This is a genomic window from Catenuloplanes niger, from assembly GCF_031458255.1.
GTDB lineage: Bacteria > Actinomycetota > Actinomycetes > Mycobacteriales > Micromonosporaceae > Catenuloplanes > Catenuloplanes niger.
The window spans coordinates 5,982,723-6,008,447 of record NZ_JAVDYC010000001.1 but is presented as its reverse complement, the minus strand read 5'-3'; the positions used below and the strand labels follow the sequence as shown (position 1 = coordinate 6,008,447).

Here is a 25,725-nt window from a genome sequence, read left to right as displayed (position 1 = left end):
GCTTCCGGCGCGGCCGGGTCCCGGTGCTCCCGCGGGCACCGGTCGGCCGCGGGCGGCCTCCCTGCCGGTCCCGCGGTGGCCCGGCCACACCCCACCGCCCGCACCTCGGCCCGGCCCTGGTGGACGCTTCGGGTCCGGTCCGGCCACCGCGGGACCGGCAGGGAGGAGCGCCAGCGACGACCGTGGCCCGCGGGAGCATACGGAACCCGGCCCGCCGGAAGCGGGAAAATCCTGGTCGGTGTGTGCGGTCGCCGTCGACACCGCAGCCGCGCGGCGCCGGCCGATCAGACGCGATCGGCCTCGGTGGCCGGCATCGGGGAGTGCTTGAGCGTGCGGCGGACCGCCCAGACCGTCAGCGCGAGCATGCCGACGTAGGTGGGCCAGCTGATCACGATGCGGGCGATGCCGAGCAGGTCGGGCTGCTCGGCGACCCAGAGCGCGGCCTGGATGCCGGCCCGGACGATGAGCGACGCGGCCCACGCGAGCGTCAGCCACTGGAACGTGCGGAACAGCGCGGGGTGGTGCCGCCAGTCGTGCTTGCCGCCGGCCGCGATGATCGCCCAGACGAAACCGATCAGCGGTTTCCGCACCGTCACCGAGATGATCAGCGCGGCGGCCTGGGCGAACGTCAGCAGGATGCCCGGCAGGTAGAAGTCGCGGGCCTCGCCGGAGCGGGCGGCCAGGTAGGCGCCGAGCGCGATGCCGGCCAGGCCGTTGACCGCGTGCCGGACCGGCTGCTTGCGGATCAGGCGGTAGATCGCGATCCCGACCGCGGTGCCGACCGCGCCGAAGATCGCCGGGTAGAGGTCCCACACCAGGTTGAGCACGACGAACGCGCAGACCGGGATGCTGGACTCGACGAGCCCGCGGACGCCGCCGAGCTGCTCCGCCATCTGCTCCGAGATGGTCGGGATGCGCTCCTCCTCCGGCTCGTCCTCGCTCCGGGGCGCGGCGGAGAACGCCACGGCCTCCCGAACGGCGTCGGGCGAGTACGGATCGGTGGGCGGCTGCGGATCGACTGCCGCGTGCTGATCGGTTGCTCTGTCGGGACCGGTCATGCTCACCTGGGCGCTTCCAGCTCGTAATGCGGGTTGTACATCACTTTACGGTCATCCCGGACAGCTATCCGCCCGCGGGCCGTCAGCTGCCGGCCCGGCTCGATCCCGGCGATGTGCCGGCGACCGAGCCAGACCAGCGTGACGACGTCGCTGCCGTCGTAGAGGTCGGCCTCCAGCGTCGGCAGGTTGGTGCGGGGCGTGTAGACGACCGTGCGCAGCCGGCCGGAGACCGAGGCGAGCTGGCCGCGCCGGCAGGTGCCGGCCGGGACGGCACCGCACTCGGCGCTCTCCCGTTGCAGCTGCTCCGCGTCCAGCTCGGCCTCGGAGGCCGTCAGCCGCTGAATGAATCGGCGCAACGGCGACCGGCGTTCGTCGATCGTCATGGAGCGGGTCCCACCCTTCTAGCAGCACGCGCTGTGGCGACCAGCGTACGCCCCGGGGGCCGCTACGAACGGGGCCGCGGCGACGGGCGGCGACGGGGCTCGTCCGACGGCGGTTCCGGCTCCGGCGAGGGTGCCGCGGCGGCGCCGCCCTGACCCTGCGCGGCCACCTCCTTGGGCAGTCGCAGCGGCAGCGGCTCCTTGACCGGCTTGGCCTCGTTGCCGCGGTCCACGACCAGCCCGCGCAGGCACTCGCCGAGCAGCGGTGCGCTCGACGGCGTGGTCGCGACCGGCCCCTGGAAGACGGCCTGCACCATCCACCGCGGCCCGTCGACGCCCGCGATCCGCAGGTCGACCGGGCCGTTCGGGGTGGGCACCCGGGCCAGCAGCTCGACGCCGTACGGCCCCTCGCCCTCCTGCAGCTGAGCGCCCTGGCTGCGGAGCGACTCGCCGACCTCCTCGCGCACCTCGTCCCAGATGCCCTCGCTGCGCGGTGCCGCGACCACGATCAGCTGGAGCGTGCTGGGCCCCTCGCCGAGCACGACCTGCTGCACCACGCCCTCGGGACCGGCCTGCACGCGCACCTCGACGCCGGGTACCGCCGGGATCTGCATGCTGCCCAGGTCGAGACGCTGCACGTCGTCCGGCGCGTCCGCCACGTCGTACGGCCCGCTGGTCGAGCCCGAGGCCACCTCGGTCGGAATCGGGGTGTTCTCGGCACGCGCGTGACGCCCGCCCCGATTGAAGATCGCCATGATTACCTTTCCGGATTAACCGAGATGTCGTAGATGTCGGAGACTAGAGAGCCGCGTGCCCGCCGGTCGACCCGTGCCCGCCGGCGCCGCGCACCGACTCCGGCAGCGCGTCGACCACCTCGAAGACCGCCCGGGACACCCGCTGCACGACCAGTTGCGCGATCCGGTCGCCGCGGGAGATCTTCGCGGTCGCGGACGGGTCGTGATTGATCAGATTCACCAGGATCTCCCCCCGGTATCCGGCGTCGACCGTACCGGGCGCGTTCAGCAGCGTCACGCCCAGCCGGGCGGCCAGGCCGGACCGTGGGTGCACCAGCCCGACGAACCCCTCCGGCAGCGCCAGCGCCACCCCGGTCCGCACCAGCGCGCGGTGTCCCGGCGCCAGCTCCACGTCCTCCGCGGCGTACAGGTCGGCGCCCGCGTCCCCCGGGTGCGAGTAGGCGGGCATCGGCAGATCCGGGTCGAGTCGCAGCAGCGGCACGGGCACGGTCTCGGTCACGGGTTCGGGTCCTCATCGTCGACGGCGTTTCGCGGACCCTGCACATCCTGCCGTGCCGCGCCGCGGGAAGCACTCGTACCCTGGCAGGCGTGGCACCCCCCGGCACCGGAACATCGCAGACCTCCCTCTATCGAGAGCGCCTGACCGTCACCTGGTGGCTCTGGCTCCTCGGGTTCGCCGCCGCGGCCGCACTGGCGCTGGAGGTCTGGCTGGGTGCGGACGGCGTGCGCGCGTGGCTGCCGTTCGCGGTGCTGCTGCCGTTGACCGCGCTCGGTCTCTGGGCGCTCGGCCGGATCCGGGTCGCGGTGGCGCCCGGCCCGGACGGCGAGGTCGCGCTGCTGGTCGACGACGCACACCTGCCGGTGCGGTTCATCTCCGACGTGGTCCCGCTGGACGCGGAGGGCCGCCGCGAGATCCTCGGCGTGGCCGCGGACCCGCTGGCCTTCGTGGTGCAGCGACCGTGGATCTCCGGCGCCGTCCAGGTGCTGCTGGACGACCCGGCCGACCCCACGCCGTACTGGGTGGTCAGCACGCGCCACCCGATCGCGCTCGCGCAGGCCGTGCTGGACGCCAAGGGACAACACGCCGCCTAGGCGCTCTCGATGCTCCGCGGCGCGGGTCCGAGCTTCGCCCGGCCGGCCCGCAGGTCCTCGCGCAGCCGGTCGCCGAGCCCGCGGGTGGCGCGCCGGTTGAGATAGCTGGCCACGGCCGCGCCGGTGAGCAGCGGCCCCAGCGTGGTCAGGTTGCGCCCGAAGCGCTTCAGCAGCATGTCGCGCAGCTCGCGGCGCGCGGCCGTGCCGAGCACCGCGCCGACGCCCGCGCCGGGCAGCAGCGGGTTGACGCCGCGCTGGCTGGACCAGGACTGCAGCATCGAGACCGCGCGCTCGGTGGCGCTGCCGGTCACCGGCTGCCCGTAGATCTCGTGCAGCTCGCCGATCAGCTTCAGCTCGACCGACACCACGGCCACGGTCTCGGTGGCCAGCAGCACCGGCGTGGACAGCAGCGTGGGCGGCACGGCCCACTCGATCGCGGCGACGCCGCCACCGGCCGCGCCGATGCTCGCGGTGGCCCGGGCGGCGTTGCGCACCAGGCGCTCGGCCAGTTCCTCGTCGGTCAGGCCCGGGTGGTGCCGGCGCAACGTCTCCAGGTCGCGGACCGGCACGTACGGCGCGATCTGGCTGACCGTGTCGACCATCCACTGGATCGCCACCTTCGGCCGGATCATGCGCCCGGCGCCGCTGGCCCGCACCGACTGGACGAGGCGCCCCAGCAGCCGCCGGCGCACCGGCGCCGGCAACTCCTCCTCGGCGAGACCGGCGATGGCCTGACTCAACCGCTCCGGGTCACCGGTCCCGGCGGCCGGCACGCCCGGCTCGGTCGCCGGCACGACGTCGTCCGCTGTGGTGCGCCGCTCGTTGCTGGCGTCCGTCATCTCGCCTCCTGCCTCGATCCGCTGACCGGTACTACCCACCCGGAGGGGGTCGCACGCCGGTCGGGGCGGGTGGATCGAGTGAAGCAGATCCCGGCCACCGAACCCCCGGGGTCCGGTGGCCTCGCCGCGTCGCGGACCGCCCACCCTCGGCCCGCAACGCGGTGGTTGTGTGCCCTATTCGGTTGTTCCCGTGCACCCGTCAGCGGGGATCAGGCGCACTCGTGGCAGATCAGCTCGCCGTTGCGCTCGTGGGCAAGCTGGCTGCGGTGGTGCACCAGGAAGCACCGCGAGCAGCGGAACTCGTCCTGCTGCATCGGCAGCACCTTGACAGTCAGTTCCTCGTCGGCCAGGTCAGCACCGGGCAGCTCGAAGTTCTCGGCTACCTCGGCCTCATCCACGTCGACGGCGCCGGACTGCGAGTCGACGCGACGTGCCTTGAGTTCCTCAAGGCTGTCCTCGCCGAGGTCGACCTCGTCGCGACGCGGGGCGTCGTAGTCGGTGGCCATCGGTTGTCACTCTCCCGTATCGATGTGTCGTCCGGCGTCTGTAACGCCGGACGGCGATGTTCGGTTCCCTGGCGGCCAACGTTGGCACACTTTGCACCTGTGACGTCACCCTCAGCGACGATGCTGATGGTGACACCACGACGGCAGCTCACCAAGAAACTCCCCCCAGCGAGCGCGGTACCTTACCGCTCTCGTGCGTTGCTTGTACGCCCCGGCCCGCCCAGATGTTCCCAATGTGATTCAGGCGACACCAAGGTAGGGGGTCCGTTGCGCCGATCATCGTCGGCACGCCGGGAACCCTCATCACTTTCCCCGGGCAGGCCCCCACGCGTTAACCTCAGCGGGACACCGCCAAACCCACCCATTCCGCGGGGAGCCGTCACCAACATGAGCTATGCGCGCATGCGGGCGCTCATCGTCCTGAGCGTGCTGACCGTCGCCGCCATCGTGTTCGTCGCGGTGGCGCTCGTGCAGGACACGCAGACCGAGGCCACCGTGACCGAGGAGTGCCCCCCGGGCTACGTGCTCGCCAACGTCGCGCTGCCCGAGCCGAAGGACGTGAAGCTGAAGGTGTTCAACGCGGCCGGGCAGAACGGTCTCGGCGCCCGCGTGTCGACCGACTTCAGCAACCGCAAGTTCCAGGTGGAGAAGCCGGAGAACAGCGACCGCACCAGCGACGACGTGGCGATCCTGCGGTACGGACCGAAGGCGGTCGGCGCGGCCCACCTGCTCCGCGCCTACTTCCTGGACAACGCGCTGACCGAGTACGACGAGGGCCGCGACAGCGACGTCGTCGACGTGGTGATCGGCACCGGCTTCGAGCAGCTCGCCACCACCACCGAGGTCAACCAGTCCCTGGTCGAGCTCGGCCAGGCCGAGGTCCCGCCGGGCGCCTGCGCGGCGTAGCCGGCCGTCACCCGCTCCCTGGCTCGGCACTCCCTCGTCTCGACACCCCAGGCTCGACACCCCGCGGCCCGGCGCCACCCCGGGCGGGGCGGCGCCGAACGGCCCGGCCGGTCCGGTCGGGCGTTGCCGCGGGTTCAGGCCCCGCCGGCGGCGTCCAGGGCGACCAGGCGGTCGTGCAGCGGCGCGAAGAGCGCGGGCGGGGCCGCGATCACCATCGGCAGGCCCGGCTCCGCGCCGTCCAGGCCGGCCACGGTCAGGCCCGCCTCCCGGGCCACCAGGCCGCCGGCCGCGTGGTCCCACGGGTTCAGGCCCTTCTCGTAGTACGCGTCGATCAGGCCCTCCGCCGCGAAGCAGAGGTCCAGCGACGCCGCACCGAACCGCCGGATGTCCCGCACGTGCGGCAGCAGGCCGGACAGCACGCCGGCCTGGTGCGTGCGCCGCGCCGCGTCGTAGCCGAACCCGGTGCCGACCAGCGCCTGCGCGAGCACGGTCTGCCGGGAGCCGCGGATCGGCCGGCCGTCGTGGAACGCACCGCCGCCGCGGGTGGCCGTCCATTCGTCGCCGGTGGCCGCGTTGCGCACCACCCCGGCCACCACCGTGCCGTCCACCTCGACGGCGATCGACACGGCGTACTGCGGCAGGCCGTACAGGTAGTTCACGGTGCCGTCGATCGGGTCGACGATCCACCGCACGCGCCCGCCGGCGGCGGCACCGGTGGCCCGGTCGGCGCTCTCGCCGTACTCCTCGCCGAGCAGCGCGTCGCCGGGCCGCAGCGTGCGCAGTTCCTCGGAGATCTGGCGCTCCACGGCGCGGTCCGCCGCGGTCACCACGTCGGTGTCGGTGCTCTTGGTCTCGATGGCCGAGCTGACCGCCTCGGCCCGCATCCGGGCGGCGGTGTCCGCGGCCCGGCGGGCGATCTCGACGGCCGTCTTGAGCAGGTCCAGGGGCTCTGAAGAGGTGTGTTGCACGCGATCCATACTGCCGTCCCGCACGCACCGGGCGCCCGTCCGGCGGGGTACGATCGCTGGCAAACCCCCGTCATCACCTACTTCGCGCCTCTCGCACCGCGCTCCGCGGCGCGGGGCGCAAGCTGTTTGCCTCAGACAGCGTTACAATTCACGCTGCCCACGTGACACGGACGGTCGCCACGCCGATCGGTCCGCGGCTCGGGGGCCACTACATCACCGGCCCGCAACGTCTGCTCGCGCTGCCCGCCGGATCGGCCGTGCTCGTTCTTCGCCTCCGGAAGGTCATTCGTGTCAGAAGCCCGCCACACCGGCGCCGACGTACGCTCGCTCACCGACATCCTGATCGCCAGTGCCGAGCGCGCGGGTGGACAGTTGACGTCGGCCGAGCTCGCGCGCAGCGTCGAGGCTGCCGAGGTGACCCCGGCCCAAGCTAAGAAGATCTTGCGGGCGCTGGCGGACGCCGGCGTCACGGTCGTGGTGGACGGTTCGGCCAGCACCCGCCGCCCGCGGGTCGCCGCCGCCCGCTCGGCCACCCCCGCCTCGAAGGCCACCACCGCCAAGGCGACCAAGGCCGTCGCCAAGAAGGCCGCGCCCGCCGCCACGCCGAAGCAGGCCGCCCCGGCGGCCCCGGCCGACGCGAACGGTGCGGCACCGGCCAAGCGCGCCGCGAAGGCCGCCACCAAGGCCGCGCCCAAGACCGGTCCCGCCGCGAAGGCCGCGCCCGCCAAGGCCGCCAAGGCCGGCGCCAAGGGTCCGGACGGCGAGCCGCTCGAGGACGACATCGATCCCGAGGAGCTCGCGGCCGAGATCGAGGACGTCGTCGTCGACGAGCCGGTGGAGGCCGTCGCGGCCGCCACGGCCGACGCGCAGGCGGACAGCAACGACTTCGAGTGGGACGACGAGGAGTCGGAGGCGCTCAAGCAGGCGCGCCGCGACGCGGAGCTGACCGCGTCCGCCGACTCGGTCCGCGCCTACCTGAAGCAGATCGGCAAGGTCCCGCTGCTGAACGCGGAGCAGGAGGTCGAGCTCGCCAAGCGGATCGAGGCCGGCCTGTACGCGGCCGAGCGCCTGCGGGCCGCCGACGAGGGCGAGGAGAAGCTGGCGTTCCAGCTCACCCGCGACCTGAAGTGGATCTCGCGGGACGGTGAGCGGGCGAAGAACCACCTGCTGGAGGCGAACCTCCGTCTCGTGGTCTCGCTGGCCAAGCGCTACACCGGTCGCGGCATGGCGTTCCTGGACCTGATCCAGGAGGGCAACCTCGGCCTCATCCGCGCGGTCGAGAAGTTCGACTACACCAAGGGCTACAAGTTCTCCACGTACGCCACCTGGTGGATCCGCCAGGCCATCACCCGCGCCATGGCCGACCAGGCCCGCACCATCCGCATCCCGGTGCACATGGTCGAGGTCATCAACAAGCTCGGCCGCATCCAGCGCGAGCTGCTCCAGGACCTGGGCCGCGAGCCCACGCCGGAGGAGCTGGCCAAGGAGATGGACATCACCCCGGAGAAGGTGCTGGAGATCCAGCAGTACGCCCGGGAGCCCATCTCGCTGGACCAGACGATCGGCGACGAGGGCGACAGCCAGCTCGGTGACTTCATCGAGGACTCCGAGGCCGTCGTGGCGGTCGACGCGGTCTCGTTCTCGCTCCTCCAGGACCAGCTCCAGCAGGTCCTCCAGACGCTCTCCGAGCGCGAGGCGGGCGTGGTCCGGCTGCGGTTCGGCCTGACCGACGGCCAGCCGCGCACGCTGGACGAGATCGGTCAGGTCTACGGCGTGACCCGCGAGCGGATCCGTCAGATCGAGTCGAAGACGATGTCGAAGCTGCGGCACCCGTCGCGCTCCCAGGTGCTCCGCGACTACCTGGACTGATCGCACCGAACGCAGACATCGGCCGCACCCCTCGAGGGGTGCGGCCGATGTCCGTTAAGACCTGTTTGTGGGGGACACCCGAACGGGCGATTCCCGATGACCGAAAAGGCGAAGCCCGCGAATGGGACGAAGCGCGCGATCGGGCACAGAGGAGGCCGGAAAGCCATGAAAATCACCCGGCCCGGCTGGTCACCCAACGATCAATTATCCGGATGCTGACTTCGGAGTCAACTTTCCGTGCCTGATTGATCACCACCCGTACATCCTTCGGTGGTGATCAAAGAGTTGTGGGGATGTGATCGTTGACGTGGCACCCTTGGAGCACGGCACACTGTCCATACCAGGTGTGACCTCGGTCCCCCGAGGGCACCATGGGAAGGCCGCACCCGTCACGGGTGTTGGACAATGGGTGAAGCACTACCGAAGAACCTGTTCATCGGTGACGACCCGAGGAGGAAGGCGATGACCCCGACCCTCACGCCGCCAGAAACGGCGGCGCCCCCAGCCGCCGATGAACGCTGCGATCGTTGCAGCGCGGCGGGCAAGTTGCGGGTGACCATTGCCGGCGGCAGTGAGCTGGTGTTCTGCGGACACCACGCGAACAAGTACGCCGACGATCTCGTCAAGATCGCAGTGCAGTACGTGACCGAGCCGGAGTTCACCTGGCGAGGCGCGGACATGATGCGCCGCTGATCCTGCCGAAGTCACACTGGTCCCGCCGAGCCCGGCGGAACCCGGCACAACCGAACGAGTCGACCCGATGACGGGGACGCCCAGGTGTGGGGCGTCCCCGTTTCCACATCCTCGGGACCGCCCGGCTCCGGGGATGGGAGACCCAGGTCTCCCGTCTCCGACCCGGTGGCCGTCGCCGAGCGCTCCCACGGGACGCCGCGACGACGGCCGGAGCCCGGCAGGACTCACCGCGCGAGGTGCGCGGTGGACACGGCACCACCGTGTCCACCGCGCACCTCGCGCGTTCGTGGGTGGCCTGGGCCGAGGGGTGGGCCTCAGAGCGCGGGGATCGCGGCGCCGAGCGCGGTGGAGACGTCCCGGGCGGAGGCGATGACGTCGGGAGCGTGCGCCTCCAGGTCGGTCATCGTGCTGTCCATGGCGAGCGTGGAGATGGAGATGCCGCCGAGGACCTGGCCGGTGTGGTCGAAGACCGCGGCGCCGACGCAGCGGATGCCGGGCTCGTTCTCCTCGTCGTCGACGGCGTAGCCGAGCACCCGGACCCGGGCCAGATGGGTCAGCAGGTCCTCCTCGCTGGTCAGGGTGGCCCTGGTGCGCTGCGGCAGACCGGTGCGGCGGCAGATCGCCAGCACCTCCTCGTCGCTGAGCTGGGCCAGGATCGCCTTGCCGATCGCGGTGGTGTGCAGCGCGACGCCCATGCCGATCCGGGACGGCATCTGGTAGGGACGGCGGCCCTCCTGCTTGTCTACATACACCACCTCGTCCGCGCTGCGGATCGCGAAGTGTGTGGTGTACCCGGTGGACTCGCGGAGCGCCCGCAGCGCGCCGGACGCCTGGCGGGCCGGGTCGAACCGGTTCATCACCCGGCCCGCCAGCGTCAGGATGCGCGGGCCGGGCTCGTAGCTGCCGAGCCCGTCCGGCCGGGCGAAGCCCCACAGCACCAGCGCCTGGAGGATGCGGTGCACGGTCGACTTGGAGACGCCGGTCGCCACGGCGATGTCGGTGACGCGGTGGTGCTCGGCGAGCGCCTCCAGCACCGCCAGCGTCTTGTCGATGGAACTGCCTTCCCTGGCCATGAGATCCAGCCTATTCGGTGGTACTCAGCGGGCGAGCCAGCCTCCGTCCACCGCGAGGACGTGCCCGTTGACGTAGTCGGCCGCGGACGAGGCCAGGAAGACGACCGCACCCGCCACGTCCTCCGCGCGGCCCCAGCGCCCGGCCGGGATGCGCGACCTGATCTCGGCCTCGCGCACCGGGTCGGCCCGCAGCGCCGCCGTGTTGTCGGTCTCCATGTATCCCGGCGCGACCGCGTTGACCTGCACCCCCCGGGCGGCCCATTCACAGGCCAGCGCCTTGGTCAGGCCGGCCACGCCGTGCTTGGCGGCGGCGTAGCCGGGCACGTGCACGCCGCCCTGGAAGGACAGCATCGACGCGACTGAGATGATCTTTCCGCTGCGCCGGGCCAGCATGCGCGCGCCCACCGCGCGACTGAGCAGGAAGATCGCGTCCAGGTCGATGTCGAGCACGGCCCGCCAGTCGGCGAACGAGTGCTCGGCCGCGGGCGCCCGCCGGATGATGCCGGCGTTGTTGACCAGGATGTCCACCTCGGGCAGCACGGCGGCCGCATCCGGGATGGCGGCGGTGTCGGACAGGTCGAGGACCCACCGGGAGACCTGGCGGCCGGCCTTGCGCACCTCGGCCTCGGTCTCGTCGAGGTCGTCGGTGCGGCCGTGCAGCACCAGGTCCGCACCGGCCTGGGCGAGGCCGACCGCGATGGCCCGGCCCATGCCGGTGCGGGCGCCGGTGACCAGCGCGGTCCGGCCGTGCAGCGAGAACGGTGAGGTCACCGCAGGTCGCCGATCGCGACCGGCTCGACGTCCTCGTACGCCTGGTTCTCGCCGCCCATCGCCCACACGAACGCGTAGCTGCGGGTGCCGAAGCCGCAGTGCACCGACCAGGACGGCGAGATGACGGCCTGCTCCGGTGCCACGATCAGGTTGCGGGTCGCGTCCGGCCGGCCCATCAGGTGCACCACCCGGTCGGTCTCCGGCAGGTCGAAGTAGAAGTAGACCTCGGTGCGGCGCTCGTGGGTGTGGCACGGCATGGTGTTCCACATGCTGCCGGGCGCGAGCACGGTCACGCCGAGCACGAGCTGGCAGCTCTGGATGCCCTTGACGTGGATGTACTTGTAGATCGTGCGGTCGTTGGACCCGTCCTGGGAGCCGAGACGCACCGGCTCCGCGTCGTCGAGCGTGGCCTTCACCGTCGGGTGGGCCGCGTGCGCGGGCGTGGAGACGAGGTAGAACCGGCCGTCGAAGCGCACGTCGCGGGCGCCCCGGCCGACGTAGAGCACCTCCTTCGCCGCGAGCTCGTAGCGGTCGCCGTCGACGGTGACCGTGCCGGCGTCACCGATGTTGACCACGCCGAGCTCGCGGCGCTCCAGGAAGAACTCGGACCGCAGTTCGTCGGGGCAGGGCAGTGCGGTGGTGCCGTCCGACCCGCCGACCACGATGCGGTCCTCGTGCGAGTACGTCAGCCGCACCTCGCCGGGTGCGAACAGGTCCTCCACCAGGAACCGCCGGCGCAGTTGGTCGGTGTCCATGCCCGCCAGCTGGTCCGGGGCTGTGGCGTGCCGTGACTCCATGAGCCCTCCCCTACCGTTTCGTTCCGCTACATAGGACAGTTTATCGACACATGAGACGGATCAGGCCGCCGCGACCGGGTGTTTCGGCTCGCCGGCCGGGTCGTTGTCGAGCGAGTCGATCAGGTCGTCGCGCTCCGGTGTCCGCTCCGGGCGGAGCAGCCCGATCGCCACGTAGAGCACCAGCGAGGTGACCAGCGGGACGCCGACCACCATGGTCTGGCTGGTCTCCTCCAGCACCCACCGGATCACGACCCAGACGCCGAGCCCGGCCGCCCACGACACGATCGCGGCGAGCGGGCCGCTGCGCCGGAACCAGGGCAGCAGGCCGAGCATCAGCGGGATCGAGATCGGGCCCATGGTCGCGGCGACCACGTCCACCACAATCTTGAGCACCACGCCCTGCCCCTGGGTGGTCATCGCAATCACCATGCTGATCAGCACGAACGTGAACGTGGTGATCCGGGCGAAGGTCAGCTCGGCGCGCTCGCTCAGGTTGCGGACCGCGCGCACCAGCACCGGCGCGATGTCGCGGGTCACCACGGAGGAGATCACGTTGGCGTCCGACGAGACCATCGCCATGGTGTGCGAGAAGAATCCGGCCAGCACCAGCCCGATGATGCCGGGCGGCAGCAGCGTCTTGGCCAGCTCCACGTACGCCTGCTCGGGGTTGGCGATCCCGGGGACGATCAGCGGTGCCGCGAACATCGGCATGAACAGGATCAGCGGCCAGACCAGCCACAGGCCGCTGGACAGCAGCGCGGACCGCTTGGCGGCGGAACCGGACGGCGCGGCCATGTAGCGCTGGGCCAGGTTCCACATGCCGCCGTTGTACTCGAACGTCTTGATGAACAGCAGCGCGAGGAAGAACGTCAGCGTGTACGGCCCGTTGAACGGGTCGCCGTGCCCCTCCGGCAGGTCACCCCACATGGTCCACAGCGCGGAGACGCCACCGAGGTGCGCGAGGAACGCGAAGAACATGGCGATCCCGGCGATGCCCTGGATGATGAACTGGCCGAAGTCGGTGAGCACGTCCGCCCAGAGCCCGCCCGCCGTGATGTAGACGAGCGTGACCGCGCCCGTGATCAGGATGCCCCAGACGATCGGCACGCCCGCGAAGCCGCGCAGCAGCACCGCGATGGCCACCCACTTGGCCGCGATGTCGACGACCTTCAGGAGCGCGCCACTGTACGCGAGCGCCTGCTGGGTGGGGACGTTGTAGCGACGGGCCAGGTACTCCAGCGGAGAGGCCACGCCGTGCTTGGATCGCAGCCGGTTCCACCGGGCCGCGAAGACGAACGCGCCGATGCCGACGCCGAGACCGATCGTGAGCGCCCACCAGACGTACATGGCGAGGCCGTAGTTGTACGCGACCGCCGCGAACGCGACGAACATGATCGCGCTATAGCCCGACATATGGTGAGAAATCCCTGATAGCCACCAGGGGATCATGCCGCGCGCGGTGAAGAAGTCGGCGACGCTGTGGATGCGTTGCTTGGCCCACAGGCCGATGCCGACCATCACCACGAAGTACCCACCGATAACCACCCAATCGAGCGTGGTCACGTGCCCTCCCTCCGTCGCTGTAACGCGGGCGTTACAGATGTTCTGCTACACGGAACGGGGCTGTCAATACATGAAACGCAGCGATTCTCGTCGATCGCAGATATCGATCATCGTGCGGGACGGGGCTTGACGGCGTTCCATGTCACGGGACAGAGTTCTCGGTGACGAAACAAGGAGGGCTCATGCCGAACATCACCGTGGAGCTGTTGTCCGGGCGCACGCTGGATCAGCGGCGGGAGTTCGCCGAGGCCGTCACCGCGGCCGCGGTGGACATCCTCAAGGCGAAGCGGGCCTCGGTCCGCATCCGCTTCGACGAGATCGAGCGGGAGGACGTGGCGAACGGCGGGACGCTGGAGTCCGACCGCGAATAGCGGCGGGTCGCCGACCGCACGCGGCAGCCTGCCGCCGGGCACGAGGAGCCATTGGCCGCCGGCCGCGGACGGCGGCGGGTCGTGGGCCGCGAAAGGCCGCGGGTCGTAGGCCGCGGACGGCCGCGGGTTGCCGGCCGCGGACAGCGGCAGGCCCCGCGCCCGGGCGGACGGTCGCGCCGCCGGACGGACCGGCTAGAACGACTGGATGGTGGCGATGCGCTCTTCGAGCTGCTCGATCGTCGCCTGGGCGCTGGGCGGGCCGCCGCACAGCCGGCGCAGCTCCGCGTGAATCTTGCCGTGCGGCAGGCCGGTGCGGTGGTGGTGCGCGGCGACCAGCGTGTTGAGCTTCCGGCGCAGCGTCACCCGGCGCTCGCCGGCGGTCAGCGGCGCGGTCTGGACCGGCACCGTCGGCTCGTCGTCCTTCTGCGCGGCCTTGCGGCGCTTCTGGGCGGCGAGCTGCTCGGCCTGTCGCTTGTTCAGCAGCGTGGTGACCTGCTCCGGGCTGAGCAGACCGGGCAGGCCGAGGTACTCCTCCTCCTCCGGCGTGCCCGCCTGGGCACCGGTGCCGAACGAGGCGCCGTCGTAGATGACCTGGTCCAGTTCGGCCGAGGCGGACAGCGCCTGGAACCGCTTCTCCAGCTCGCCGGACGCGTCCTCCTTCTTGTTCGCCCGCTCCAGCAGCTCGTCGTCGAGCCCGTCCTTCTCCTTGGGCGCGCCGAGGACGTGGTCGCGCTGGACCTCCATCTCGCTGGCCAGCCCGAGCAGGTGCGGCACGCTCGGCAGGAACACACTCGCGGTCTCGCCCGCTTTCCGGGCGCGCACGAAACGGCCGATCGCCTGCGCGAAGTACAGCGGGGTGGACGCGCTGGTCGCGTAGACGCCGACGGACAGACGCGGGATGTCGACGCCCTCGGACACCATCCGGACCGCGACCATCCAGCGCTGGTCGCCGGCGGAGAACGTGGCGATCCGCTTCGAGGAGTCCGGGTCGTCGGAGAGGACCACCACGGCACGCTCCCCGGTGATCTTCTCCAGCACCTTCGCGTACGACCGGGCGGTCTGCTGGTCGCTCGCGATGACCAGGCCGCCCGCGTCCGTGATGCCGTGCTTGCGGATCACCGAGAGCCGGTTGTCCGCGGCGCGCAGCACGGCCGGCATCCAGTCGCCGGCCGGGTCCAGCGCGGTGCGCCAGGCCTGCGCGACCAGGTCCTGCGTCATCGGCTCGCCGAGGCGCGCGGCCAGCTCGTCGCCCGCGTTCGTCCGCCACCGCGTCTCGCCGGAGTAGGCGAGGAAGATGACCGGCCGGACCACGCCGTCGCGCAGCGCGTCGGCGTAGCCGTACGCGGCGTCGGAGCGGGACTGCTGCAGCCCGGCGTCGTTGCGCTCGTAGACCACGAACGGGATCGGGTTCTCGTCCGAGCGGAACGGCGTGCCGGTGAGCGCCAGGCGGCGCACCGCGGGCTCGAACGCGGCCTTCACGCCGTCGCCCCAGGTGCGCGAGTCGCCGGCGTGGTGGATCTCGTCCAGGATGACCAGCGTGCGCCGCGTCATGGTGCGCCGGCGGTGCACGTGCGGAGCCATGCCGACCTGCGCGTACGTCACGACGGCGCCGTGGAAGTCGGCGGCGGAGTGCAGGTCGGCGTTGCGGAACGCGGCGTCCAGGTGGATGCCGACCCGGCCCGCGGCCTGCGCCCACTGCGTCTTCAGGTGCTCGGTCGGGGCGACCACGGTCACCGCGTCCACCGTGCCGTCGACCAGCAGCTCAGCCGCGATGCGCAGCGCGAACGTGGTCTTGCCGGCGCCCGGCGTCGCGACCGCGAGGAAGTCCTCCGAGCCCTGCCTGAGGTACTTGACGAGCGCCTTGCGCTGCCAGGCTCGCAGCGGGGGGAACGTCTCCAGCACCGGCGCAGTCGGACTCAACCGCTCGCTCCCCCTCCGTGACGATGTGACTACACAAAAAGTCCCCCGCGTCAATACGTCCCGGCGCGGAGGCCCGATCCAGCATAGCGGCGCCCCGACGGCCGGGATGGCCGGAAGGAGACACATCACCGCATGCCGTCACGCGGGCTCCGGCGGCACCGGAGCCGACCAGGAGCGCAGCAGCGCGATGATGCGGATGCCGAAAATCAGCACCGCGGGCGCGACCAGCGCGAGGCCGTCGTGGATGCCGAACCGGACGAGCACGGCGACCAGCACGGCGCCGGCCAGCGACGCCACGGCGTAGATCTCCCGGCGCAGCACCACCGGGATCTCGCCGAGCAGCAGGTCGCGCCCGACGCCACCGCCGATGCCGGTGATCATGCCGGCCAGGCAGGCGCCGACCGGGGGAAGCCCGGCGTTCAGCGCCTTGAGCGTGCCGGTGACCGTGATCAGCGCGAGGCCGGCCGCGTCCAGCAGCAACACGGTCCAGCGCAGCCGGGAGAACTGCGGGTGCAGCCAGAACGTCGCACCGGAGGCGACGGCCGCGGTGATCGCGTACCGCCAGTCCGCGAACGCGAGCGGCGGGACGGCGCCGATGACCACGTCCCGCACGATGCCGCCGCCGAGCGCGGCCACGAAGCCGACGAAGATGACGCCGAAGAGGTCGAGGCGCTTGACGATCGCCGCCGATGCGCCGGACGCGGCGAACACGGCCACGCCGGCCAGGTCGGCGATCAGAAGGGCGCTGGGGGTGCTCACCGCCGCAGGTTAGATCAACTTCGCGGGGCGCACCGAATAACCGCGCCGGTCACAGACACGTCCCGTCCCCCGACGAGCCGGCGCGGTCAGGTGGGCATCGATCAGTCCTGCAGCGAGTCGTAGATCTCTTTGCACGCGGGGCACACCGGCGAGCCGGGCTTGGGCGTCTTGGTCACCGGGAACTTCTCTCCGCACAGCGCGATCACGAAGGTGCCCATCACGGCACTCTCCGCGATCTTCTCTTTCCGGACGTAGTGGAACATCTCCGGTCCGGTATCGGACTCCTTGACCTCTGGCCGCTCAAGGATCTGGGTCGTCATAACCTCACACCTCCAAAGGTCCCAGTTTGACAGCTCACTCGGTGCCGGTCCACCGGACTCCACGCAACCGCAGGTCCGTACCGTGGTGATCGTGAAGAACTCATCACTCCGCTACGGCGCCGAGGTGGCGGACGCGCTCCGCGCCGGCCGCCCGGTGGTGGCCCTGGAGAGCACGATCATCTCGCACGGGCTGCCGCATCCGGACAACATTCGGGTGGCCCGCGAGATCGAGGACGCGGTCCGGGCCACCGGCGCGGTGCCCGCCACGATCGGCATGATCGGCGGCGAGCTGATCGTCGGCCTGGACGACGCTCAGGTCAGCCACCTGGCGAGCGCCGAGGGTGTGGCCAAGCTCTCGGTGCGCGACCTCGCGGTCGCGGCCGCCCGGCGCGCGGACGGCGCCACCACGGTCGCGGCCACCAGCGCGGTCGCGGCCGCGGCCGGCATCGGCGTGTTCGCCACCGGCGGGCTCGGCGGCGTGCACCGCGAGGCGAACGTCACGTTCGACGAGTCCGCGGACCTGACCACGCTCGCCCGTACGCCGATCGTGGTGGTCTGCGCCGGGGTGAAGTCGATCCTCGACGTCCCGGCCACGCTGGAACGGATGGAGACGCTCGGCGTCACCGTCGTCGGCTACCGCACCCGCCGGTTCCCCGGCTTCTTCATCACCGACAGCGGCTACGAGCTGGACTGGGCCGTCGACTCGCCGGAGCAGATCGCCGAGATGATCGCCGCGCAGGCCGCACTCGGCGCGACCGCCGGTGCGACCGTGGTCGCGAACCCGCTGCCGGTCGACGAGCAGCTGGACACCGCGCTGCACGACAGGACGCTGGCGGACGGGCTCGCACTGCTGGAGCAGAACAAGGTCACCGGCAAGGCCGTGACGCCGTTCCTGCTCTCCTACTTCCACTCCGCGACCGAGGGCGCGAGCCTGGCCACCAACGTCCGGATCATCCTGCGCAACGCCACGCTGGCCGGCCAGATCGCGGTCGCGTCCGCCGCCCGGGCCTGACCGTGGCCCGCGTCCTGGTCGTCGGCGACGTGATCACCGACGTCGTGGCCGTGCTCGGCGGCGCGTTCGCGCCCGGCTCGGACACCCCGGCGGCGATCCGCGTCGCCGGGGGCGGCCAGGCCGCGAACACCGCCGCCTGGCTCGCCGCGGCCGGAGTGCCGGTCACGCTGGCCGGCGTGGTCGGCGACGACCCGGCCGGCGACGCGCGGCTGACCGAGCTGACCGCCGCGGGCGTGACCGGCGCGGTCCGCCGGGCGGCCGGCGCGGTCACCGGCACGATCATCGTGCTCAGCGCGGGCGCTGAACGCTCGATGGTCACCGACCGGGGCGCGAACCTGCTGCTGCGGCCGGCGGACGTGGACGCGGCCCGCACGCCCGACGTGACGCACCTGCACCTGTCCGGTTACGCGCTGCTGGACGAGGCCACCCGCCCAGCCGCCCGGCACGCGCTCCGGCAGGACGTCGCGACCAGCGTCGACGCGGCCTCCGCGGAGCCGCTGCGGCAGGTGGGCGCGGAGACCTTCCTGTCCTGGGTACGCGGATGCGACCTGCTGCTCGCCAACGCGGACGAGGCCTCGGTGCTGGCCGGCCCGGGCCGCCCGGACGAGCAGGCGCGCACGCTCGCGGCCGCGACCGGGGGCGCCGCCGTGGTGAAGCGTGGCGCGGCCGGCGCGGTCTGGGCGTCCGCGGACGGCCGGCTGACCGAACTGCCGCCGTCGCTGGCCGCCGCCGTCACGCCGGTCGACGCGACCGGCGCCGGTGACGCGTTCGCGGCGGGCCTGCTCGCGGCGCTGCTCCGCGGCGCCACCCCGCTGGACGCGCTCACCGCCGCCCACGCTCTCGGCGCCCGCGCCGTCACCACGATCGGCGCCCGCCCCCCGGCCTCCTGACGTCCGGGCGCCACCCGGTGTCCCGGCATCGGCCGGCGAGAAACCGGCGCCGGGGTAGCGAAGACCCGGCGGCGTTCCGGCATCGTCCGGAGTGAAGCGGCGCCGGGGGTAGCGAGAACCGGGTGCCGGGCACGGGCGGCCGTGTTCCGGGCGGCGCGGCCGGGAGGTGACGGTGGCGGACGGCGGCCGTGTTTCGGGCGGCGCGGCCGGGAGGTGATGGTGTCGGGCGCCGCGTGGTCTCGGTGACCGGCGGCGGGACCGGCTCCGCCGCGGCGTCCGGAGCGGAGCGCCGGCGGAGCCGGAGGACACCGCGCGGTTGGCCCGCGGGAGCATGCGGGCCGCACCGCGCCGGAAGCGGGAAGATCGGCCGTTGTGGCTCTGATCGCGGTCAGGGCTCGTGGTCGATGGTGGGCGCGGCCTGCTGGGCGGGGAGCGCGGCCGGGCCCGGGTCGATGCGGTGCGTCGGCCGGCGCATGCGGTGCCGGTCCTTGGGCGGGCCGTCGTTCGCGAGGATCACGGCGAGCCAGGGCAGGATGACCATGCCGGCCGCGCACAGCGAGAGCCAGAGCCAGAGCAGCGGCACGTCGAAGCTGATCAGGATCGCGCCGGCGATCAGGCAGAGGGTGCGGATCAGCATCATCACGACATAGCGAATCTGGCGGCTGCGGAACTCGTCCTGCGGGCTGCGCGGCGCGTCGGTGATCAGGCTGGGCCCGCGCTCGTGGCGTCTCACCGAAATCCTCATTCCCGGGGCGTTCGTGCTCCCGATGGTCCATCCTCGCACTTTCCGCACCGCGGCACCGGTCGGGCGGGGAGCGATCCGCGCTACACCGTGGCCGAGGCGGGCGCCGGACCGGGTCGACTGAAACTTTTCTTCAGTCAGCGGTGCATTGATGACATTTTCGCGAGTGAATCTCCGCTTATCTGTATAAAAACTGACTTATCCGATTCATACGTGTTTTGTGGTTCTGATCTTGCCGGTCCGTGGGTACAAATTGGTCGCGGCCGCAAATAGGGTCGCAAAACACATATAGGGAGCATTTAATGCAGATCAAGAAGATTGTCGCCGGCGTCGCTCTGGCGGGTGTCGCCACGTTCGGCGGCTTCTCCATGGCCTCCCCCGCCATGGCCGGCGGCGGCTCGACCAGCACCGCGCTGGTCGACATCACCGGCGTCAACATCCTGAACGGCAACGAGGTCACGCTGCTGCAGAACGTGCAGATCCCGGTCGCGGCCGGCCTGTGCGGGATCGACGTCAACGTGCTGTCGCAGCTCATCGAGAACAACCAGATCTCGGAGTGCTCGCCGTCGTCCAGCAGCACCATCCTCAACAAGCTGCTGTTCAAGAACTTCAAGATCCAGAAGCACTGACCACTCAATCCCCCGAGTGATCAATGCGTTTCCCACCGACGGCCCGGCACTACCAGTGCCGGGCCGTCGGCCCACGTGGGTGGCGTCCGGTCCCGCCGCGCCGGACCGGCCGGCGATCAGGCCTTGGCGGCCTTGGCCGCGGCCTTCGCCTGCTTCTTGTACTCGCGCACCTTGACCAGTGACTCGTCGTCGACGATGTCCGCGACGGACCGGAACGAGTTCTCCTCGCCGTAGCCGCCGGCCGCCTCGCGCCAGCCGGGCGGCCGCACGCCGAGCTGCTTGCCGAGCAGGGCGACCAGGATCTGCGCCTTCTGCGTGCCGAAGCCGGGCAACGCCACGATCCGCCGGAACAGCTCCGCGCCGGTCGCCGCATCCGTCCACAGGTTCGCCGCCACCCCGTCGTAGTGGTCGACCAGCGCCCGGCACACCTCCTGCACCCGCGCGGCCATCGCCTTCGGGAACCGGTGCAGCGCCGGCGGCTCCGCGAAGATCGCGATCAGCGCGTCCGGGTCGAACTCGGCCAGCTCCGCCGCGGTCGGCTCGTGCCCGAGCCGCTGCACCAGCACCCACGGCGACGTGAACGCCTTCTCCACGGTGATCTGCTGGTCGAGCGTGAGACCGATCACCACCGCCAGCGGGTCACGGTCCAGCAGCGCGTTGGCCTCGGCGTCGATGGGCAGCGAGAACGTCATGCCGTCATCTTGCTACCCGCCGGCGGCTCCCGTACGCCAGGGGCGTTGCTGATCATGTGCGTCACGCCGGCGGGCGAATTCCCCCGTCCGGCCGGCATGCGGCGGTGGAGAATGTTCCGCATGAGCAGGTCGTCGATCGTCGCGGAGCTGGATCTGTCACCGCATCCGGAGGGTGGCTGGTTCCGGCAGACGTGGCGGAGCGGGCACGAGTTCACGCCGGAGGGATATCCGGGGGTGCGAGCGGCCGCGACCGCGATCTATTTCCTGCTGCATCCGGGCGAGGAGGCGCGCTGGCACCGGGTGCGGTCGGACGAGCTGTGGCTGTGGCACTCGGGCGGGCCGATGACGCTGCGGATGGGCGGCGACGGCGAGCGACCGAGCGAGTTCGTCCGGTCGCTGGTGCTGGGCACGGACCTGGCGGCCGGGCAGCGACCGCAGGGACTGGTGCCGGCCGGGACATGGCAGGCGGCGGCCCCGGCGGGACACGAGCCGGCGCTGGTGACGTGCATCGTGGCGCCCGGCTTCGAGTACGAGGACTGGCGCCTCGCGTAGCGCGGGACGCCGGTAGGGAACAATGGGCGCCGTGACCGACATGCTCCTTTCCGACGACGGCGTCCAGCGGCTCCGCGAGGCGCTCACGCGCACCGGCTACACGGCCAAGGGCATCGCGGACCGGCTCGGGCCGGACGCGACCGCGGCGGTCGGGCGCAACGACTTCCGGGCCGCGTTGCGGGTGACCGAGGAGCGCGACCCGCTCGCCACGCTGATCCGGCTGTTCGTCTGCGGGCAGACCGAGCCGGAGAAGCACGTCGCCGAGGCGCTGCCGCTGACCGAGGTGCTGGCGGCCGGCATCGTCGAGCGGCACGGGGACGGAATCCGCCAGGGCGTGGACCTCGAACCGTACGGCGACGACTACTGGGTCGTCTCGGACGTCCCCGCGCGCCCGGGCCGTCCGCTGCCGGCCGATCACGTGCTCGGCGTCGGTGGCGCGTCGACCACGCTGGCCGGCGCGACCGTGCGCCGCCGGGTCGGCACCGCGCTGGACCTCGGCACCGGTTGCGGCGTGCAGGCGCTGCACCTGCACGAGCACGCGCGGCACGTCACCGCGACCGACCTGAGCGAGCGGGCGCTGCGCTTCGCCGCGACCACGGCCGCGCTCAACGGCCAGAGCTGGGAGCTGCTCCGCGGCGACCTGGTCGAGCCGGTCCGCGACCGGACGTTCGACCTCGTGGTCAGCAACCCGCCGTTCGTGGTCGGGCCGGGCGTGGCGACGCACACCTACCGCGACTCCGGCCGGCCGGGCGACGCGGTCTGCGCCGAGCTCGCGGCCGCGGCGCCGCGCCTGCTGAACGAGGGCGGCACCATGCAGTTCCTGGCGAACTGGGTGCACGTGGAGGGCGAGGAGTGGGCGGACCGGGTCGCCGGCTGGGTGGCCGGGACCGGGCTGGACGCGTGGGTGATCCAGCGCGAGGTCGCGGACCCGATGTCCTACGTCGACCTGTGGCTGGCGGACGCGTCCGACGGTGGCGACCCGCACCGGAAGGCCGCCTGGCTGGACTGGTTCGACGCGCACCGGATCGAGGCGGTCGGCTTCGGGCTGATCAGCCTGCGGCACACCGGCGCGGCCGACCCGGTGGTCCGCGTCGAAGATCTCCGCCAGCAGGTCGAGGGCACGCTCGGCGAGCGGGTCCGGGACTGGTTCGGCCGGCAGGACTGGCTGCGCGCGCAGGACCGCGCCGGGCTGCTCGCCACCCGCTACCGGCTGGCCGACGGCGTCCAGCTGCTGCAGGAGGCCACCATGGGCGACGAGGGCTGGCTGGTGGATCGCCAGGTGCTCCGGATGACGCACGGGCTGCGCTGGTCCGAGGAGGTCGACCCGCTGGTGCTGGCGCTGGTCAGCGGCGCCGACGGCCGGGTGCCGCTGCGCGAGCAGCTGTCCGTGCTGGCGATGGCGCACGACACCCCGGAAGAGGATCTCGTCGATGCCGCGCTGCCGCTGGTCGGTCACCTGGTCGAGCGCGGGCTCGTGACTCCGGAGATGTGACGAGCGAAAGCCTTGCGACCGGCGGATACTGTCGCTGAGAACCAGACAGAGATCCTACGGAGGACGTCGTGGTCTTCAAGCGGTTCATGCAGGCCCTCGGTGTGGGCGGCCCGTCGGTGGAGACGGTGCTCGCCAACCCCAACGCCCGTCCCGGTGGTTACCTGGAGGGCCAGGTCCACGTCACCGGCGGCGATCACGCCACCGACATCGAGTACGTCTCCCTCGGCCTGGTCACCCGCGTGGAGGTGGAGAGCGGCGACAGTGAGTACGACACCACGCAGGAGTTCCACCGGTCGCGGCTGACCGGCGCGTTCCGCCTGGAGCCGGGGCAGCGCCACGACATCCCGTTCCGCTTCGACGTGCCGTGGGAGACGCCGATCACCCACGTCTACAACCAGTACCTGCACGGCATGACCATGGGCTTGCGCACCGAGCTGGAGGTGGCGCGCGCGGTCGACAAGGGCGACCTGGACCAGGTGGCGATCTTCCCGCTGCCGGCCCAGGAGCGCATCCTGGACGCGCTGCAGCAGCTCGGCTTCCGGTTCACCCGGGCGGACGTGGAGCGCGGCCGGATCTACGGCGTGGAGCAGACGCTGCCGTTCTACCAGGAGATCGAGTTCTACCCGCCGCCGCAGTACGCGTCCGGCATCAACCAGCTGGAGCTGACGTTCGTGGCGACCGCCCGCCACCTGCAGGTCGTCCTGGAGATCGACAAGCGGGGCGGGCTCTTCACCGAGGGTCACGACGCGTTCGGCCGGTTCACGGTCGACTGGGCCACCGCGGACTCCACGAACTGGGTCGCGCAGCTGGACAACTGGCTGCGTCAGTCCGCCCAGCGCCGCGGCCTGTTCTTCTGAGCGGCTAAAGATCCAGGATCAGGGTGTTGGGACCGGCGTTGACGCTCTCCACCAGCATGTGGGTGCGGAAGCGTCCGGTCTCCACCTTGGCGCCTCGCTCCCGCAGCGCCTCGACCACGGCCGTGACGAGCGGCTCCGCGGCCTCGGCCGGCGCCGCCGCCGACCAGGTCGGCCGCCGGCCCTTGCGCGCGTCGCCGTAGAGCGTGAACTGGCTGACCACGAGAATCCCCGCGCCGAGGTCGGCCGCCGACTTCTCCCCCGGCAGCAGCCGCAGCTCATGGATCTTCCGGGCCATCGTCTCCGCGACGGCCGGCGTATCCGTGTGCGTCACTCCCAGCAGCACCAGCAGGCCCTCACCGATGGACCCGACCACCTCTCCACCCACGGTCACACTTGCCCTACTCACCGTTTGAATCACCGCTCGCATGGCCGCCACCCTGCCATAAAGCCGACTGAGGACTCCTCATCTACGGCGAACGCAGAGAACATCTCCCGGATTAGTGCCACAAGGGGTTCGCCTTACCTCCGCTTAACGGGGTTTGGAGAAAGCTGTCTCTCACCGGCACGACGTGTTGGTAACGCGCCACTTGTTGGAAGCGGGGAGGGGACTCAAGGTGGTCCTGCAGATGGTGATGGAGAACGCGATCAGCCCGGCCGTCGCGGCCGGTGAGAACACTCCGGTGGCGGACGACGCCCTGGAGACGGTTGTCGACCTGGACGCCACGGACGAGCGAGGTGTCTCGGCCGACCTGGTGCGGGCATACCTGAACGGGATCGGCCGCACGAAGCTGCTCACCGCCGTGCAGGAGGTCGAGCTCGCCAAGCGGATCGAGGCCGGCCTGTACGCGGAGGAGCTGCTCGGCACCGCGGACCGGGGGGCGGCGACCGCGGATCTGACCGTCATCGTGGCAGAGGGCCGCAAGGCCAAGGACCACCTGCTGGAGGCGAATCTTCGCCTGGTCGTCAGCATCGCGAAGCGCTACACCGGTCGCGGCATGGCGTTCCTGGACCTGATCCAGGAGGGCAACCTCGGCCTCATCCGCGCCGTCGAGAAGTTCGACTACACCAAGGGCTACAAGTTCTCCACGTACGCCACCTGGTGGATCCGCCAGGCCATCACCCGCGCCATGGCCGACCAGGCCCGCACCATCCGCATCCCGGTGCACATGGTCGAGCAGGTCAACCGCATGGTCCGGGCCCGCCGTGAGCTGTCCGTGTCGCTGGGCCGCGAGCCCTCCGTCGCGGAGATCGCCACCGCGATGGGCGTGCAGGAGTTCCAGGTCATCGAGCTGATCTCGTACGATCGCGAGCCGGTCAGCCTGGACCAGGCGGTCGGCGAGGACGGCGAGAGCGCGCTCGGCGACTTCGTGGCCGCGGACAGCGTCCAGCCCGGCGAGGGCACGACGCCCGGCGAGCTGCGCAACGAGGTCGAGATCGTGCTCTCCTCGCTCTCCCAGCGCGAGCAGGCCGTGATCCGCCTCCGCTTCGGCCTCGACGACGGCCGGCAGCGCACGCTCGACGAGGTCGGCCGCGAGTTCGGCCTCTCCCGCGAGCGCATCCGCCAGATCGAGAAGGTCACGCTCCTCAAGCTCCGCGACCCCAGCCGCGCCACCCGCCTCGAGGCGTACGCGCTGTCCCGCTGACTCCCGGCCCACCGCTCCACGTTCCGGAGCGGTGGGGCGGCCGAGGCCGGCGAGATCAAGATCAGGAGCCGGATCGTCTTCCCGCTTCCGGCGGGGTGACGCCGGGCATGCTCCCGCGGGCACCGGTCGGCCGTTGGCCGGCCTTCCTGCCGGTTCCGCGGACGGTCACCGAAAACCATGCGAACCACACCGCATGATCCAGACGTTCTGTACATGCGGGTCCGGCACGGGGGGTGCCGGACCGCACGGGGGCACGGCAAGGCCGGGGGGAACGCGCCGGCCGCCGGACCGATCGGGGGGAGTGATCGGACCGGCGGCCGGCACCGGATGCGGCGTTCCGGGCGGTTCGCGGGGGGAGGCGAACGCCCGGGGCCGCGGATGCGGGACGGCGGGTCTGCGGGCCGAACGCGCGGATCGGCCGGTTATGAGCCCGATCCGGCCGGATCGTGAGCCGGGCCGGTGGATCGTTACGTCGTGGTCGACGGGCTTCGTGGTGGTCGGCGGGTTCGGTGGTCGGCGGGTTCGGTGGTCGGGCGGGTTCGGTGGTCGGCGGGCTTCGCGGTGGTGGGGCGGGTC

General features: G+C 71.7%; 29 protein-coding genes. 12 read left to right on the top strand and 17 right to left on the bottom strand.

From position 1 onward, the window contains the following. Window positions 1-284: 284 nt before the first annotated feature. The 4 genes from J2S44_RS26760 to dut form a co-directional block, all read right to left on the bottom strand. A complete protein-coding gene (locus tag J2S44_RS26760) occupies window positions 285-965 on the bottom strand; it encodes a DUF3159 domain-containing protein (RefSeq protein WP_310419510.1) in 681 nt (226 codons plus the stop codon). 95 nt (window positions 966-1,060) lie between these two features. Continuing rightward, complete coding sequence (locus J2S44_RS26755) at window positions 1,061-1,441, bottom strand: OB-fold nucleic acid binding domain-containing protein (protein ID WP_310419507.1); 381 nt, start codon at window positions 1,439-1,441, stop codon at window positions 1,061-1,063. Between the two features lie 62 nt (window positions 1,442-1,503). Next, window positions 1,504-2,193, bottom strand: coding sequence for a DUF3710 domain-containing protein (locus J2S44_RS26750; RefSeq protein ID WP_310419502.1), 690 nt, complete (start codon window positions 2,191-2,193; stop codon window positions 1,504-1,506). Between the two features lie 43 nt (window positions 2,194-2,236). Then, window positions 2,237-2,692: a dUTP diphosphatase gene (gene dut, locus J2S44_RS26745; RefSeq protein ID WP_310419499.1), complete on the bottom strand. Its 456-nt coding sequence runs from the start codon at window positions 2,690-2,692 to the stop codon at window positions 2,237-2,239. A gap of 89 nt (window positions 2,693-2,781) precedes the next feature. On the opposite strand from dut, the gene J2S44_RS26740 reads away from it, so the two are divergent. Continuing rightward, window positions 2,782-3,285 (top strand): DUF3093 domain-containing protein, encoded by a 504-nt coding sequence (locus J2S44_RS26740; protein ID WP_310419496.1) that lies wholly within the window; start codon window positions 2,782-2,784, stop codon window positions 3,283-3,285. On the opposite strand, the gene J2S44_RS26735 is transcribed toward J2S44_RS26740, so the two are convergent. Both J2S44_RS26735 and J2S44_RS26730 read right to left on the bottom strand, forming a co-directional pair. Then, the gene (locus J2S44_RS26735; protein WP_310419493.1) at window positions 3,282-4,124 is read right to left on the bottom strand and encodes a hypothetical protein; all 843 of its coding nucleotides are present in this window, start codon (window positions 4,122-4,124) and stop codon (window positions 3,282-3,284) included. The two genes, J2S44_RS26740 and J2S44_RS26735, sit on opposite strands and share 4 nt — an antisense overlap. Window positions 4,125-4,333: 209 nt before the next feature. Continuing rightward, window positions 4,334-4,630 (bottom strand): DUF4193 domain-containing protein, encoded by a 297-nt coding sequence (locus J2S44_RS26730; protein WP_033344790.1) that lies wholly within the window; start codon window positions 4,628-4,630, stop codon window positions 4,334-4,336. A 402-nt stretch (window positions 4,631-5,032) separates the two neighbouring features. Here J2S44_RS26730 and J2S44_RS26725 point away from each other — a divergent pair, with 402 nt between their 5' ends. After that, complete coding sequence (locus J2S44_RS26725; RefSeq protein WP_310429943.1) at window positions 5,033-5,536, top strand: LytR C-terminal domain-containing protein; 504 nt, start codon at window positions 5,033-5,035, stop codon at window positions 5,534-5,536. Between the two features lie 134 nt (window positions 5,537-5,670). On the opposite strand, the gene J2S44_RS26720 is transcribed toward J2S44_RS26725, so the two are convergent. Beyond that, on the bottom strand, window positions 5,671-6,504 hold the full coding sequence (locus tag J2S44_RS26720; RefSeq protein ID WP_310419491.1) for an inositol monophosphatase family protein: 834 nt from the start codon (window positions 6,502-6,504) through the stop codon (window positions 5,671-5,673). 288 nt (window positions 6,505-6,792) lie between these two features. Here J2S44_RS26720 and J2S44_RS26715 point away from each other — a divergent pair, with 288 nt between their 5' ends. Beyond that, window positions 6,793-8,373, top strand: a complete 1,581-nt coding sequence (locus J2S44_RS26715) for an RNA polymerase sigma factor (RefSeq protein ID WP_310419488.1) — start codon at window positions 6,793-6,795, stop codon at window positions 8,371-8,373. Between the two features lie 462 nt (window positions 8,374-8,835). Next, window positions 8,836-9,066, top strand: a complete 231-nt coding sequence (locus tag J2S44_RS26710) for a DUF7455 domain-containing protein (protein WP_310419486.1) — start codon at window positions 8,836-8,838, stop codon at window positions 9,064-9,066. A gap of 314 nt (window positions 9,067-9,380) precedes the next feature. Here the strand turns inward: J2S44_RS26710 and J2S44_RS26705 are convergent, their stop codons facing one another. Genes J2S44_RS26705 through J2S44_RS26690 form a run of 4 tightly spaced genes read right to left on the bottom strand, consistent with a single transcriptional unit; the run spans window position 9,381 to window position 13,270 of the window. Next, complete coding sequence (locus J2S44_RS26705) at window positions 9,381-10,139, bottom strand: IclR family transcriptional regulator (RefSeq protein ID WP_310419483.1); 759 nt, start codon at window positions 10,137-10,139, stop codon at window positions 9,381-9,383. Between the two features lie 24 nt (window positions 10,140-10,163). Continuing rightward, complete coding sequence (kduD, locus tag J2S44_RS26700) at window positions 10,164-10,910, bottom strand: 2-dehydro-3-deoxy-D-gluconate 5-dehydrogenase KduD (RefSeq protein WP_310419480.1); 747 nt, start codon at window positions 10,908-10,910, stop codon at window positions 10,164-10,166. After that, window positions 10,907-11,707, bottom strand: coding sequence for a 5-dehydro-4-deoxy-D-glucuronate isomerase (gene kduI / locus J2S44_RS26695; protein ID WP_310419477.1), 801 nt, complete (start codon window positions 11,705-11,707; stop codon window positions 10,907-10,909). Before kduI ends, kduD begins: the two co-directional genes overlap by 4 nt. 60 nt (window positions 11,708-11,767) lie before the next feature. Further along, window positions 11,768-13,270 carry a sodium:solute symporter family protein gene (locus tag J2S44_RS26690; protein WP_310419474.1) on the bottom strand — a complete coding sequence of 501 codons (1,503 nt, stop codon included), beginning with the start codon at window positions 13,268-13,270 and terminating at the stop codon, window positions 11,768-11,770. A 182-nt stretch (window positions 13,271-13,452) separates the two neighbouring features. On the opposite strand from J2S44_RS26690, the gene J2S44_RS26685 reads away from it, so the two are divergent. Continuing rightward, window positions 13,453-13,641, top strand: a complete 189-nt coding sequence (locus J2S44_RS26685) for a tautomerase family protein (RefSeq protein ID WP_306833955.1) — start codon at window positions 13,453-13,455, stop codon at window positions 13,639-13,641. Window positions 13,642-13,833: 192 nt separating this feature from the next. Here the strand turns inward: J2S44_RS26685 and J2S44_RS26680 are convergent, their stop codons facing one another. From J2S44_RS26680 to J2S44_RS26670, 3 genes are all read right to left on the bottom strand, one after another. Continuing rightward, complete coding sequence (locus tag J2S44_RS26680; protein WP_310419470.1) at window positions 13,834-15,561, bottom strand: DEAD/DEAH box helicase; 1,728 nt, start codon at window positions 15,559-15,561, stop codon at window positions 13,834-13,836. A 138-nt stretch (window positions 15,562-15,699) separates the two neighbouring features. Then, window positions 15,700-16,320: a trimeric intracellular cation channel family protein gene (locus J2S44_RS26675; RefSeq protein WP_310419467.1), complete on the bottom strand. Its 621-nt coding sequence runs from the start codon at window positions 16,318-16,320 to the stop codon at window positions 15,700-15,702. 101 nt (window positions 16,321-16,421) lie between these two features. Beyond that, on the bottom strand, window positions 16,422-16,640 hold the full coding sequence (locus J2S44_RS26670; RefSeq protein ID WP_310419464.1) for a DUF3039 domain-containing protein: 219 nt from the start codon (window positions 16,638-16,640) through the stop codon (window positions 16,422-16,424). Window positions 16,641-16,731: 91 nt separating this feature from the next. Here J2S44_RS26670 and J2S44_RS26665 point away from each other — a divergent pair, with 91 nt between their 5' ends. Then, window positions 16,732-17,652 carry a pseudouridine-5'-phosphate glycosidase gene (locus J2S44_RS26665; protein WP_310419460.1) on the top strand — a complete coding sequence of 307 codons (921 nt, stop codon included), beginning with the start codon at window positions 16,732-16,734 and terminating at the stop codon, window positions 17,650-17,652. Further along, window positions 17,649-18,542, top strand: a complete 894-nt coding sequence (locus tag J2S44_RS26660; RefSeq protein ID WP_310429941.1) for a carbohydrate kinase family protein — start codon at window positions 17,649-17,651, stop codon at window positions 18,540-18,542. Before J2S44_RS26665 ends, J2S44_RS26660 begins: the two co-directional genes overlap by 4 nt. 388 nt (window positions 18,543-18,930) lie before the next feature. On the opposite strand, the gene J2S44_RS26655 is transcribed toward J2S44_RS26660, so the two are convergent. Beyond that, the gene (locus J2S44_RS26655) at window positions 18,931-19,275 is read right to left on the bottom strand and encodes a DUF3099 domain-containing protein (protein WP_310419457.1); all 345 of its coding nucleotides are present in this window, start codon (window positions 19,273-19,275) and stop codon (window positions 18,931-18,933) included. Between the two features lie 311 nt (window positions 19,276-19,586). Here J2S44_RS26655 and J2S44_RS26650 point away from each other — a divergent pair, with 311 nt between their 5' ends. Continuing rightward, a complete protein-coding gene (locus tag J2S44_RS26650) occupies window positions 19,587-19,913 on the top strand; it encodes a hypothetical protein (protein WP_310419454.1) in 327 nt (108 codons plus the stop codon). Between the two features lie 116 nt (window positions 19,914-20,029). Here J2S44_RS26650 and J2S44_RS26645 read toward each other — a convergent pair whose 3' ends face one another. Further along, on the bottom strand, window positions 20,030-20,605 hold the full coding sequence (locus J2S44_RS26645; protein WP_310419452.1) for an HhH-GPD-type base excision DNA repair protein: 576 nt from the start codon (window positions 20,603-20,605) through the stop codon (window positions 20,030-20,032). Between the two features lie 111 nt (window positions 20,606-20,716). Between J2S44_RS26645 and J2S44_RS26640 the strand changes: the two genes are divergently transcribed. From J2S44_RS26640 to J2S44_RS26630, 3 genes are all read left to right on the top strand, one after another. Continuing rightward, window positions 20,717-21,157, top strand: a complete 441-nt coding sequence (locus J2S44_RS26640) for a cupin domain-containing protein (protein ID WP_310419449.1) — start codon at window positions 20,717-20,719, stop codon at window positions 21,155-21,157. 40 nt (window positions 21,158-21,197) lie between these two features. After that, window positions 21,198-22,649 carry a DUF7782 domain-containing protein gene (locus tag J2S44_RS26635; RefSeq protein ID WP_310429940.1) on the top strand — a complete coding sequence of 484 codons (1,452 nt, stop codon included), beginning with the start codon at window positions 21,198-21,200 and terminating at the stop codon, window positions 22,647-22,649. 68 nt (window positions 22,650-22,717) lie between these two features. After that, on the top strand, window positions 22,718-23,506 hold the full coding sequence (locus tag J2S44_RS26630; protein WP_310419446.1) for a sporulation protein: 789 nt from the start codon (window positions 22,718-22,720) through the stop codon (window positions 23,504-23,506). Between the two features lie 4 nt (window positions 23,507-23,510). Here J2S44_RS26630 and dtd read toward each other — a convergent pair whose 3' ends face one another. Continuing rightward, entirely contained in the window at window positions 23,511-23,933 is a 423-nt protein-coding gene (dtd, locus tag J2S44_RS26625) for a D-aminoacyl-tRNA deacylase (protein WP_310419443.1), read from the bottom strand. 187 nt (window positions 23,934-24,120) lie between these two features. On the opposite strand from dtd, the gene sigB reads away from it, so the two are divergent. Next, window positions 24,121-25,149 carry an RNA polymerase sigma factor SigB gene (gene sigB, locus J2S44_RS26620; protein ID WP_310419441.1) on the top strand — a complete coding sequence of 343 codons (1,029 nt, stop codon included), beginning with the start codon at window positions 24,121-24,123 and terminating at the stop codon, window positions 25,147-25,149. The last annotated feature ends 576 nt before the right edge of the window (window positions 25,150-25,725 follow it).